Genomic DNA, 11,362 nt, shown 5'->3' on the forward strand with positions numbered 1-11,362 from the left:
AGGAGGAACGCGATTCCCTGTAGGAGCGGCCTTGTGTCGCGGTGGGCCGCAAAGCGGCCCCCGAGGTCCGACTCAGAAGTCGAAGAACACCGTCTCCCCTTCCCCCTGAATACGGATATCGAAGCGATACGCCGTCTTCCCGTCCACCTCGCAACGCTTGGCCACCAGGGTCTCGCGCCGCTGCGGCTGCTCGATCAGGTTGAGCACCGGGCACTTGGCATTGGCCTCGGCCTCGTCATCGAAATACAGCCGCGTGTGCAGGTGGATGTTGATCCCCCGGGCAAACAGGCTGATGTTGATGTGCGGCGCCATCGGCACGCCCGCAGCGTTGTTCACCACACCCGGCTTGACCGTGTGCAGGGTCCATTCACCTGCATCGAAGGTGGTGGCAGTGCGGCCAAAGCTGTTGAAGGCGTTTTCCAGGTTGTAGGCATCCTGGTATTCGCCGTTGGCATCGGCTTGCCACACTTCCAGGAACGAATCGCGCACCAGGTGACCGTTACCGTCATACACCTGGCCGATCAGCAGGATGTGCTCGCCCGGCGCGTCCGGCTTGGCCAGGCGGTTCCAGATTTCCTGGTCGCGGGTCGGGTTGCCGGCCGCTTCCAGGGCCAGGCCGATGTGTACGTAGGGGCCGGCAGTCTGCGAAGGGGTTTCCGGCAGCAGTTCGATTGGCATGGCGGGGTCCTCAGCAGTTTTCGAAGTGGGTCTTGCGCTGGCCGCGCAGCACGATGTCGAAGCGGTAGGCCAGGCAGTCCATCGGGTTGGCGTTGCTCATGTCGAGCTTGGCGATCAACTGCTGCACGGCTTGCGGGTTGGCGATCGACTTGACGATCGGGCACATCGGGATCAGCGGGTCACCCTCGAAGTACAGCTGGGTAATCAGCTTGGTGGCGATCGACGGGCCGCTGATGGCGAAGTGGATGTGCGCCGGGCGCCAGTCGTTCGGGCCGTTGCGCCATGGGTACGGGCCCGGCTTGATGGTGCGGAAGCTGTAGTAGCCATCACGGTCGGTCAGGCAGCGGCCGACGCCACCGAAGTTCGGGTCCAGCGGCGCCAGGTAGCGGTCGTTCTTGTGACGGTAGCGGCCGCCGGCGTTGGCTTGCCACATTTCCACCAGGGTGTTCGGCACAGGCTTGCCGTACTGGTCGACGACACGGCCGGCAACGATGATGCGCTCGCCAATCGGCAAGCCGCCGTTGTTGAAGTTCAGCAGCAGGTCATGGTCATGGGCGCCGAAACCCAGGTGGGAAAAGTCCGGGCCGGTGGTTTCGCTGATCGACTGCGGGATGCTGACCAGTGCCTGCCGTGGCGAACGGGCAATGGACGTCTTGTAGTCAGGCGTAAGGGCTTTCGGGTGCCAGTTGCGATCACGGATCACGAAGCGGCTGTTGTCCTGGGCGGGCATGCCGGTTTCCTCTCTTGGAATTATGGAAATGCGCGGGGGGATTATTTGAAACCCTGTCGCGGGCAAGCCCGCTCCCACATGCAGTTTCAGGCAGGTAGCGCGCAATGAATATTGAAATCAGCCACATCAAACATAACCATTTGGTTATGCATAAGCACCTTGGCCTGACACTCGCCGCTGTCGTGGACTAATCTTTGTCTTCTTGTTTCACGCTTCGGAGAGCATTCATGGATTGGCGAAAAGGCCGACGCAGCGACAATGTGGTCGATGCCCGAGGCGAAGGTGGTGGCGGCGGCATGCGTTTCGGCGGCGGCAAGGGGCTGGGGCTTGGTGCGGTGCTGCTGATTGTCGGTATCGGCTGGCTCACCGGCCAGGACCCGTTACAGATTCTTGGTCAGCTCGCCGGCCAGATGGAGCAACAACAACAGCAGGCACCGAGCAGCGCGGGCGGCAAGGCGCCGCCGGCCAACGATCAGCAGGCCGAGTTCGTCGCCTCGATCCTGGGCGACACCGAAGACACCTGGAAAGCCCTGTTCGCCGAGGGCGGCAAGCAGTACCGCGACCCCAAGCTGGTGCTGTTCAGCGGCCAGGTCAATTCGGCCTGTGGCTTTGCCTCGGCGGCGGTGGGGCCGTTCTACTGCCCGGCAGACCAACGGGTCTACCTGGACATGTCGTTCTTCCGCGAAATGGAAACCCGCTTCGCCGCCGCCGGCGACTTTGCCCAGGCCTACGTGATCGCCCACGAAATCGGCCATCACGTGCAGACCCTGCTGGGCGTGTCGGCCAAGGTCGATGCCGCGCGCCGCAGCGGCCAGCGCATGGAAGGCGACAATGGCCTGCTGGTGCGTCAGGAACTGCAGGCCGACTGCCTGGCCGGTGTATGGGCCTACCAGGCGCAGAAGCGCCTGAACTGGCTGGAGCCGGGCGATGTCGAAGAGGCCCTGAACGCGGCCAATGCCATCGGCGATGACCGCTTGCAGCAGCAAGGCCGCGGGCGCGTGGTACCAGACTCATTCACCCACGGCACCTCAGCGCAACGGGTGCGCTGGTTCAAGACCGGGTTTGCCGAGGGTGAGGTGAACCGCTGCGATACCTTCAGCGCGCGTAACCTTTGAATAGCTTCCAAAACCGAAGCGATCCCTGTAGGAGCGGCTTTAGCCGCGAACATCGGCAAAGCCGGTGCCATCCACCGCGAAGGGCTGCAAGGCAGCCCCAATCAAGCCAGTTACAAATCTGCTGAAAAAGCGTTTCAGCTTCCTCCATCACTGCCGATAACCCCTGCACGAATCAGCGGGCATCCAGAACAACAACGCCTGGCGATCGGAGATCAAGCGAGCGAAAAACAACTTCTGGAGAGCGTGCATGAACAGCTGGTTCGCCAACATCAGCGTCAACCTCAAACTCGGCCTGGGCTTCGGCCTGGTACTGATCCTCACCGGCCTGCTGGCCCTGACCGGCTGGACCAGCCTGGGCAGCCTGATTGACCGCAGCAACTGGATGGGCGATATCGGCCAGCTCAACAAGGACCTGACCGACCTGCGCATTGCGCGCCTGCAGTACATGATCGCCAACGGTGACGATGCTGCCGCCGCCAACACCCAGACCAAGCTTGACGCCTTCAGCAAGCAACAGGCCTACCTGGCCAGCACCTTCAAGAGCCCGGAAAACATCAAGCTGCTGGGTGAACTGGGCGAGACCATCAGCGCCTACAAGGTGTCGCTGAACAAGATGCGCCAGGGCTACGATGCCACCCGCACCGCGCGCACGGCCATGGACGGCTCGGCCAGCCGTGCCGACCAGGCCATGGACGCCCTCAGCCAGGAAGTCATGGCGCGCCCCGAAGCCGACAGCGTGCGCCTGGCCCAGTACCAGCTGATCAGCAAGGCCCGCCAGCAACTGCTGCAGGTGCGCATCGACGTACGCGGCTACATTGCCGAAAACAGCGCTGCCAACGAGCAGGCAGCCCTGCGCCAGCTGGACACCGCCCTGGCCGAAATCGACAACCTCAAGCGCCAGCTGCCGGCCGAAGACACGCGCCTGCGACAGTTCGAAGGCTCGGTGCTGGCCTACCGTGAAGCCGTGCGTCAATTCCGCGATGCGGTCGCCAACATCACCACTGCGCGCGCCGAGATGACCGTTCAGGGTGCCGACATCGTCAAGCGCAGCGACGCTCTGTACCAGATCCAGTTGCAGCGCCGCGACATGGAAAGTACCCAGGCCCGCAGCCTGCAGGCCATCGCCACGCTGCTGGCGCTGTTGGTCGGCGTGCTGGCGGCAGTGCTGATCACCCGGCAGATCACCCGCCCACTGCGCGACACCATGGTGGCAGTTGAAAAGATCGCCAGCGGCGACCTCACCCAACACCTGCGCGTCACCCGCCGCGACGAACTGGGCGTGCTGCAACAAGGCATCGCCCGCATGGGCACCACTTTGCGCGAGCTGATCAGCGGCATCCGCGATGGCGTCACCCAGATCGCCAGCGCTGCCGAGGAATTGTCGGCAGTGACCGAGCAGACCAGCGCCGGCGCCAACAGCCAGAAGGTCGAGACCGACCAGGTGGCCACCGCAATGCACGAAATGGCCGCTACCGTTCAGGAAGTGGCACGCAATGCCGAGCAGGCCTCGCATGCTGCCACCGGTGCCGATGACGAAGCCCGTGCCGGCGACCGCGTGGTAGGCGAAGCAATTGGCCAGATCGAACGCCTGGCCGAGGACATGCACCGCTCCACCGAAGCCATGAACCTGTTGCAGCAGGAAAGCCAGAAGATCGGCAGCGTTATGGACGTGATCAAGTCGGTGGCCGAACAGACCAACCTGCTTGCACTTAACGCTGCGATTGAGGCGGCGCGTGCCGGCGAGGCTGGCCGTGGTTTTGCCGTGGTTGCCGATGAAGTGCGCGGCCTGGCCCAGCGCACGCAGAAATCCACCGAAGAGATCGAAGAACTGATCGCCAGCCTGCAGCATGGTACCCAGCAAGTGGCTACGGCCATGCACGGCAGCCGCACCCTGACCGACAGCAGCGTCGAGCTGGCGCGCAAGGCCGGGGCTTCGCTGGAGAGCATCACCAGTACCGTGTCGAGCATCCAGTCTATGAACCAGCAGATTGCCGCAGCGGCGGAACAACAGAGTGCGGTGGCGGAGGAGATCAGCCGCAGCATCCTGAATGTGCGCGATGTGTCGGAGCAGACGGCGGCGGCCAGTGACGAGACGGCGGCGTCCAGCGTGGAGTTGGCGCGGTTGGGTGGGCAGTTGCAGACGTTGGTCAGCCAGTTCCGCGTCTGATCCTGGAATCTGGGGCCGCTTTGCGGCCCATCGCGACACAAGGCCGCTCCTACAAGGGACCGCGATCTCCTGTAGGAGCGGCCTTGTGTCGCGAAAGGAGGGCAAAGCCCTCCCAGCGATGGAACAGGTATTACTTGACGATCATCCCTACCCCGCGCCCACGCGGATCCGAAGCGGTCTCCAGCTTCGTCCCATCAACCCGGATCGCCTGGATATCCCCCATCTCCCAGCCCTGGTCCTCCAGCACATAGCCCATCTTCTTCAGTTCATCAGCCACCTGCCCGGTCAGCGGCGCATAGCTGTCGAAGTAGATGGTGTCCTTGGGCAGCAACTGATGGTGCACGCGTTGCGCCGCCACCGCCTTGTCCAGTGGCATGCCGTAGTCGTACAGGTTGTTCATCACCTGGAAGATCGAGGTGAAGATCCGCGAGCCACCCGGGGTGCCGATGACCAGCTCGACCTTGCCATCGCGGGTCATCAGGCTGGGGCTCATGGACGACAGCATGCGCTTGCCCGGGGCGATGGCATTGGCATCGCCACCTACCACACCAAAGGCGTTCGCCGCCCCCGGCTTGGCGCTGAAATCGTCCATCTCGTCGTTGAGCAGGAAGCCGGCGCCTTTCACCACCACACCACTGCCGTAGTCGAGGTTGAGGGTGTAGGTGTTGCTGACCGCATTGCCCTGCTTGTCGACGATCGAGAAGTGCGTGGTCTGGTGAGGTTCCAGGCCCGGCTTGACCTTGTCGGTATCGGAAATGGCCTTCGGGTTGACCTGCGCGGCGCGCTTGGCCAGGTAGTCCTTGGCCACCAGCTGACCCACCGGCACTTTGGTGAAGGCCGGGTCGCCAAGGTAGTCGGCGCGGTCGGCGAACACGCGCTTCTCGATCTCGGCCAACAGGTGTATGTACTGCGCCGAGTTGTGCGCCACCCCCTTGAAGTCCGCCGCCCGGTTTTCCTTGATACCCAGCAGCTGGGCCAGGGCGACACCACCGGAGCTTGGCGGTGGCGCGGTATACACCACGTTGCCACGCCAGCTCACGGCCATCGGCTCACGCCATACGGCCTTGTAGTCCTTGAGGTCCTGTTTGGTGATCAGGCCCTTGTCAGACTGCATCTGCGCCACCAGCAGGTCGGCGGTCTTGCCCTGGTAGAACTCGCTCACGCCCTTGTCGGCGATGCGCTCCAGGGTCTGGGCCATTTCCGGTTGCTTGAACAGCTCGCCGACCTTCATGTTGCCGAAGTAGTCGTTGAAATTGGTCGCGGTCTTGAACATGCCCTGGGCGTCGTTGCGGTACTGGTACTGCTTGGCCGCAACCTTGAAGCCGTTTTTCGCATAGCCGATGGCCGGGGTCAGCAGTTCGCTCCAGGGCAGCTTGCCGAACTTCTGATGCGCCTCCCACAACCCCATCACCGTGCCCGGAACGCCAGCAGCACGTGCCCCGACCAGGCTCAGGTTCTCGATGACCTCACCCTTTTCGTCCAGGTACATGTTGCGCGTGGCGTCCTTGGGCGCGACTTCGCGGTAATCGAGGAAGTAGGGTTTGCCGTCTACGAACAGGGTCATGAACCCGCCACCGCCGATGTTGCCAGCCTCGGGATAAGTCACCGCCAGGGTGAAAGCCGTGGCCACTGCCGCATCCACCGCGTTGCCGCCTTTCTTGAGGATATCGGCGGCCACCTGTGCACCATATTGATCGGGCGCGGCCACCGCGCCGCCCTCAAGGTTGGCGGCATGGACCGAGGAACAGCTCAGGATCGCGGCTGCGAGAGCCAGGTACTGGAACGGAGCAATACGCATGACACTTCCTTGGTGTTGTTTTTGTTGAGCAGTCAGTAAGGCCGAAGCGCTTCGACTGTGCAATCAATCGCAGGAAGTTTCGCCGCCCGTGGACAGGACCTGTCGCGTTCAGGCAACTCAGCTGGCGTACATCGCCAACTTGCGCTGGATGAAGTCGAGGAAGCACTGGATACGCAACGCCAGCTGGGTGTTGCGGTAGTAAACCGCATGGATCGGCTGGCGGTAGCCGTTGTTGGCTTCGCTCAGCAGCACTTGCAGGCGCCCGGTGCGGATGTCCTCGTGGGTCATGAAGTGCGACAGGCTGACGATGCCCTCGCCGGCCAGCGCCAGTTGGCGCAAGGTCTCGCCGCTGGAGGCGATCAGCGCCGGGCGGATGCTCCAGCGGTCACCCTGGGCATGGCGCAGTGGCCAGTGGTTGAGCGATTCGGGCTGGCTGAAGCCAAGCAGGCAGTGGTTGGCCAGGTCCTCGACCCGCTGCGGCGTGCCGTGCTGCTCGAGGTAGGCCGGGCTGGCCAGCACCTGTACCGGGCTGCATCCCAGGCTGCGCGCGTGCAGGCTGGAGTCGGCCAGTTCACCGATGCGGATTGCCACATCGGTGCTCTGCTCCAGCAGGTCGATGATCAGGTCGTCGGTATTGAGTTCCAGTTCGATGCCAGGGTATTGGCGGCGAAACTCGCCGATCCACGGCAGGATGGCATGCAGCATGAACGGCGCGGCGGCGTTGATGCGCAGGCGCCCGGTGGGGGTCTGGCGGTTCATCGACAGGCGCTCTTCCATGTCGTCCATCTGTTCCAGGATCAACCGCGCGCGCTCGAGGAAGAAGCGGCCCTCCTCGGTCAGGTCCATGCGCCGGGTGGTGCGGTTGACCAGCGTGGTACCCAGCTTGCCCTCAAGGCGCGACAGGGTACGGCTGACGGCGGACGGAGTCTGGCCCATCTGCTCGGCAGCAGCGGAAATCGAGCCGCAGTCGATGACGGTGACGAATACCTGGAGTTCTTCGGATCGGGTTTTCACATCTGCGCCTGTGGTTGGTCTCTGCCGGGATAGATAGCCGCTTGTCGAGGCCAAGTCCAGCGGTGCCTGTGTTGGCCTCTTCGCGGGTAAACCCGCTCCCACAAGTGCTGCACGGTTCTCAAAGACTGTGGGGGACCTGTGGGAGCGGGTTTACCCGCGAAGAGCCCAGCACAGGAAAAACCTTACTGTGCCTTGCCGAACACCTTGTCCAGATGCGCCTCATAGGCCGCCAAAGCAGCCGGCACATCCGGCCGCTTCATCACATCCACCGCCAGGAAAGTTGGCAACCCGGTCATGCCGAGGAACTGGTTGGCCTTGTGGAATGGGAAGTACACCGCGTCCACCCCCTTGCCCTCGAAGAAATCGCTAGGGTCGTCGAATGCCTGCTGCGGTGCATTCCAGGTCAGCGAAAGCATGTACTGCTTGCCGTGCACCAGGCCACCACTGCCGTACTTCTGCGAGTGGTCCGAACGGGTACGGCCGTCGTTGGCATACAAGCTACCGTGGCCGGCAGTGAACACCTCGTCGATGTACTTTTTAACGGTCCATGGCGCGCCCATCCACCAGCCGGGCATCTGGTAGATGACCACATCGGCCCAGAGGAACTTCTCCACCTCTTCCTGGGCATCATAGCCACCGTCGATGAAGGTCTGGCGTACATCGAAACCGGCCCGGTCCAGGTGAGCGATGGCCGCTTCGTGCAAGGTCGTGTTCAGACGACCGTCGGAGTGGGCGAACTGTTTACCACCGTTGAGCAAAAGGATCTTCTTCATGCGGGCCTCGCGGAAAAAATTCAGGCCGGCAGGTTAGGGGCTCGCGGGCGCGGGATACAGTAATGCAGCGGCAAAATACAATTGACCTGAAGTCACAAATCAATAATGCATTATTGCCTTAGAATCTCATCACCTCCCATCACCGAGTAGCGACCCATGAGTGAGCAGTACGCCTTCATCCTCAAAGCCAAGACCCGCCCGGAAATGGCTGAAGCGTTCGAAACCCTGTTCCGCGCTTACGTCGAGCCAAGCCGCCAGGAGCCGGGCTGCATCGAGTACCACATGCTGCGCGACAAGCAGGACCCGAGCCTGTTCGTGTTCTTCGAGGTCTGGGCCGACAAGGCCGCGCTGGATGTGCATTCGGCACTGCCGCACATGACCGCGTTCTTCGAAAAACGCATGGACTACCTGGAACGCGATTTCGACATCCAGATGATCGACATGCTCAGCGCATCAAGCGCTAACCGCTGATCAGCAAATGGCCGCCGAGGGCGGCCAGGCCGATGAAGAAGCACCGTTTGAACAGCGGCGTACTGATGCGCTGACGCAGCCACTGGCCGGCCAGCATGCCGACGAAGGCCGGCGCCAGCATCAGCAGCGAAGCACCCAGCGCCTGGCCACCCAGGGCATGCTGCCCGGCCAGGCCAACGGCCAGGGCCAGGGTCGAAACCGTGAACGAAAGGCCCAGGGCCTGGACCATCTGATCCCGATTCAAACCCAGGCTCTGCAGGTAGGGTACAGCCGGTATCACGAACACCCCGGTCGCCGCCGTGACCACGCCCGTGACCAGCCCGCAAAGCGGCGCCAGCCAAGGCTCCCGCCCCGGTGCCAGGCGCAGGCCCGGACCGACCAGCCCGTACAGCGCATACATCATCAAGGCCGCGCCCAGTGCATGTGCGGCCCAAGGGGCGCTGTTGATCCCCAGCCAGGCGCTGCCCAGCAAGGTACCGACGAAGATCATCGCCAGCATCGGCCACAGGCGTGCCAGCAACCTCCGCAGGTGCCCCCCACTGGCCAGCTGCCAGAGGTTGGTGAGGGTCGACGGCACAATCAGCAATGCCGCAGCCTGCGCCGGTGACATAGCCAGGCCCAGCAAGCCCATGGCGATGGTCGGCAGGCCGAGGCCGATCACTCCCTTCACCGCGCCGGCCAGCAGGAAGGTCAGTACCACCAGCAGCGACAGCGCTGGACCAATGTTCTGGTAGAAAGCGAGCAAGGTATTCATGGGCCGATGATGGCGTGCTTCGGCCGGGCTGAAAATCTGCCATATACTCAGCCAGACTCTTGCCAGGACAGAGCCACATGCATTTCGACCTGATCGACCTCAGGCTGTTCCAGCACACCCTGGAGTGCGGCAACATCACCGCCGGTGCCAGCCGCAGCCATCTTTCGCTGGCAGCGGCCAGTGCGCGGATCCGCGCCATGGAGGCTTCGCTGGGCATCCCTTTGCTGGAACGCAACCGCCGTGGCGTGCAAGCAACTCTGGCCGGCCAGGCACTGCTGCAGCATGCCCGGCTGATATCGCAGCAGGTCGAGCGCCTGCAGTTCGACCTGGGCCAGTACGTTCAAGGGCAGCAGGGCCAGGTGCGCCTGCTGTGCAACACGGCTGCACTCACGGAATACCTGCCGGAGCTGCTGGCCGGCTACCTGGCTGAAAACCCAGGCGTCAGTGTGGATGTGCAGGAGTTGCCGAGCCTGCGCATCGTGCAGTTGATTACCCAGGGCATGGCGGACCTGGGCATAGTTTCAACCGCCGCCCCCAGCGAGCACCTGCAGACCCGGCCGTTTCGCGAAGACCCACTGGTGCTTGTAACGCCGCAGCGCCATCCACTGGCCAGCGAGGAAGCGCCGAGCTTCATCGATAGCCTGGCCCATGGCTATGTCGGCCTGGGTGTCGGCAGTGCACTGGCGTTGTACCTGGAAGAGCAGGCACTGCGCGAGGGCCGGCGCATGCGGGTTCGGGTGCGTGCCGAAGGGTTCGATGGCGTGATCCGCATGGTTGCGGGCGGAGCCGGAGTAGGGATTGTGCCGCTGGCTGCGGTGAAGCGCTGGCAAGGGGTGTTGCCGTTGCACTGGGTGGCGATGACGGAACCATGGGCCAATCGCCGGTTGCTGGTGTGTGCACGCGATTTTGCGGCATTGCCGGGGTATGCCGCAGGGTTGGTAACCACCCTCACCCGCTGACGAAGTGGATGGCACGGGCCTCGCCCGTGTTCGCGGGTGAACCCGCTCCCACAGGATATGTGGTAGCTCTCGGATGAACGCTATACCTGGGGAGCGGGCGAGCCAGCGAAGCAGGCACCGCGATTGATGGCACGGGCTTCGCCCGTGTTCGCGGGTGAACCCGCTCCCACAGGATATGTGGTAGCTCTCGGATGAACGCTATACCTGTGGGAGCGGGTTTACCCGCGAAGAAGGCTCACACACAATGGCGCCATAACGCCCCACCGAAAAGGACTTTCCAGTGGCATCGATCTACCAGCTCAAACCGCACTTCCAGGCCATGCTCCGCCCTGCTGTCCAGCGCCTCTACGACCGCGGCGTCACCGCCAACCAGGTCACTGTCGCCGCCGCCCTGCTGTCGATCCTGCTGGGCCTGCTGCTGGCTGCCCTGCCCCATCTCACCTGGCTGTTCATCCTGGTGCCAGTCTGGATGCTGCTGCGCATGGCATTCAACGCCGTCGACGGCATGCTCGCCCGGGAGTTCGGCCAGCAATCCACCCTCGGTGCCTACCTCAACGAACTGTGCGACGTGATCGCCGATGCCGCGCTGTACCTGCCCTTCGCCCTGCTGGCCGGGGTATCGCCAACCTTGGTCGTACTCGTGGTGCTCAGCGCCACCTTCAGCGAATACGCCGGTGTCATGGGCCCGCTGGCCGGCGCCTCACGGCGCTACGATGGCCCCATGGGCAAGAGCGACCGGGCGTTCGCCTTCGGCGTGCTGGGTACCGGTGTCGCCTTCGGCTTGCTGAACGGCACCTGGCTCAACGGCTTGTTGCTGGTCATCCTCGCACTCTCGCTCTATACCCTCTACAACCGGGTTCGCCAGGGGCTGGCCGAAACCCGCTGAGCCCACTGCCGTCGCAA

At 63.4% G+C, this 11,362-nt stretch carries 11 protein-coding genes and 1 pseudogene; 6 read left to right on the plus strand and 6 right to left on the minus strand.

Annotation, left to right across the window (positions count from 1 at the left end; all coding sequences use genetic code 11):
• Positions 1 to 72: 72 nt before the first annotated feature.
• Positions 73 to 678 carry a protocatechuate 3,4-dioxygenase subunit alpha gene (gene pcaG / locus M1D87_RS22435; protein ID WP_015271805.1) on the minus strand — a complete coding sequence of 202 codons (606 nt, stop codon included), beginning with the start codon at positions 676 to 678 and terminating at the stop codon, positions 73 to 75.
• Between the two features lie 10 nt (positions 679 to 688).
• Complete coding sequence (gene pcaH / locus M1D87_RS22440) at positions 689 to 1,408, minus strand: protocatechuate 3,4-dioxygenase subunit beta (RefSeq protein ID WP_003251597.1); 720 nt, start codon at positions 1,406 to 1,408, stop codon at positions 689 to 691.
• 227 nt (positions 1,409 to 1,635) lie between these two features.
• Between pcaH and ypfJ the strand changes: the two genes are divergently transcribed.
• The 3 genes and pseudogenes from ypfJ to M1D87_RS22455 all read left to right on the plus strand — a co-directional run bounded on the left by ypfJ (position 1,636) and on the right by M1D87_RS22455 (position 4,690).
• On the plus strand, positions 1,636 to 2,523 hold the full coding sequence (gene ypfJ, locus M1D87_RS22445) for a KPN_02809 family neutral zinc metallopeptidase (protein ID WP_015271806.1): 888 nt from the start codon (positions 1,636 to 1,638) through the stop codon (positions 2,521 to 2,523).
• Between the two features lie 382 nt (positions 2,524 to 2,905).
• Positions 2,906 to 3,787 (plus strand): annotated as a pseudogene (locus tag M1D87_RS22450) (methyl-accepting chemotaxis protein); the annotation flags it as partial.
• Positions 3,788 to 3,985: 198 nt separating this feature from the next.
• On the plus strand, positions 3,986 to 4,690 hold the full coding sequence (locus M1D87_RS22455; RefSeq protein WP_430456386.1) for a methyl-accepting chemotaxis protein: 705 nt from the start codon (positions 3,986 to 3,988) through the stop codon (positions 4,688 to 4,690).
• Positions 4,691 to 4,820: 130 nt separating this feature from the next.
• Here the strand turns inward: M1D87_RS22455 and ggt are convergent, their stop codons facing one another.
• The 3 genes from ggt to M1D87_RS22470 all read right to left on the minus strand — a co-directional run bounded on the left by ggt (position 4,821) and on the right by M1D87_RS22470 (position 8,275).
• Entirely contained in the window at positions 4,821 to 6,488 is a 1,668-nt protein-coding gene (gene ggt / locus M1D87_RS22460) for a gamma-glutamyltransferase (protein WP_123085745.1), read from the minus strand.
• 117 nt (positions 6,489 to 6,605) lie between these two features.
• On the minus strand, positions 6,606 to 7,502 hold the full coding sequence (locus M1D87_RS22465) for a LysR family transcriptional regulator (protein WP_421091591.1): 897 nt from the start codon (positions 7,500 to 7,502) through the stop codon (positions 6,606 to 6,608).
• Positions 7,503 to 7,684: 182 nt separating this feature from the next.
• The gene (locus tag M1D87_RS22470) at positions 7,685 to 8,275 is read right to left on the minus strand and encodes an NADPH:quinone oxidoreductase MdaB (protein ID WP_039613053.1); all 591 of its coding nucleotides are present in this window, start codon (positions 8,273 to 8,275) and stop codon (positions 7,685 to 7,687) included.
• Between the two features lie 156 nt (positions 8,276 to 8,431).
• Here M1D87_RS22470 and M1D87_RS22475 point away from each other — a divergent pair, with 156 nt between their 5' ends.
• Entirely contained in the window at positions 8,432 to 8,746 is a 315-nt protein-coding gene (locus tag M1D87_RS22475; RefSeq protein ID WP_003258316.1) for a putative quinol monooxygenase, read from the plus strand.
• Here M1D87_RS22475 and M1D87_RS22480 read toward each other — a convergent pair.
• On the minus strand, positions 8,736 to 9,500 hold the full coding sequence (locus M1D87_RS22480; RefSeq protein ID WP_123085744.1) for a sulfite exporter TauE/SafE family protein: 765 nt from the start codon (positions 9,498 to 9,500) through the stop codon (positions 8,736 to 8,738). The two genes, M1D87_RS22475 and M1D87_RS22480, sit on opposite strands and share 11 nt — an antisense overlap.
• Positions 9,501 to 9,577: 77 nt before the next feature.
• Here M1D87_RS22480 and M1D87_RS22485 point away from each other — a divergent pair, with 77 nt between their 5' ends.
• Positions 9,578 to 10,459, plus strand: a complete 882-nt coding sequence (locus tag M1D87_RS22485) for a LysR family transcriptional regulator (RefSeq protein ID WP_039613055.1) — start codon at positions 9,578 to 9,580, stop codon at positions 10,457 to 10,459.
• Between the two features lie 280 nt (positions 10,460 to 10,739).
• Positions 10,740 to 11,345, plus strand: coding sequence for a CDP-alcohol phosphatidyltransferase family protein (locus tag M1D87_RS22490; protein WP_123085743.1), 606 nt, complete (start codon positions 10,740 to 10,742; stop codon positions 11,343 to 11,345).
• Positions 11,346 to 11,362: the final 17 nt, after the last annotated feature.

This window comes from Pseudomonas sp. SA233 (assembly GCF_054792385.1).

Coding starts and splice junctions, on each gene's coding strand:
- M1D87_RS22475 (WP_003258316.1), top strand. CDS start 8,432: ATGAGTGAGCAGTACGCCTTCATCCTCAAAGCCAAGACCCGCCCGGAA.
- pcaG (WP_015271805.1), bottom strand. CDS start 678: ATGCCAATCGAACTGCTGCCGGAAACCCCTTCGCAGACTGCCGGCCCC.
- M1D87_RS22485 (WP_039613055.1), top strand. CDS start 9,578: ATGCATTTCGACCTGATCGACCTCAGGCTGTTCCAGCACACCCTGGAG.
- pcaH (WP_003251597.1), bottom strand. CDS start 1,408: ATGCCCGCCCAGGACAACAGCCGCTTCGTGATCCGTGATCGCAACTGG.
- M1D87_RS22480 (WP_123085744.1), bottom strand. CDS start 9,500: ATGAATACCTTGCTCGCTTTCTACCAGAACATTGGTCCAGCGCTGTCG.
- M1D87_RS22455 (WP_430456386.1), top strand. CDS start 3,986: ATGGCCGCTACCGTTCAGGAAGTGGCACGCAATGCCGAGCAGGCCTCG.
- ypfJ (WP_015271806.1), top strand. CDS start 1,636: ATGGATTGGCGAAAAGGCCGACGCAGCGACAATGTGGTCGATGCCCGA.
- ggt (WP_123085745.1), bottom strand. CDS start 6,488: ATGCGTATTGCTCCGTTCCAGTACCTGGCTCTCGCAGCCGCGATCCTG.
- M1D87_RS22470 (WP_039613053.1), bottom strand. CDS start 8,275: ATGAAGAAGATCCTTTTGCTCAACGGTGGTAAACAGTTCGCCCACTCC.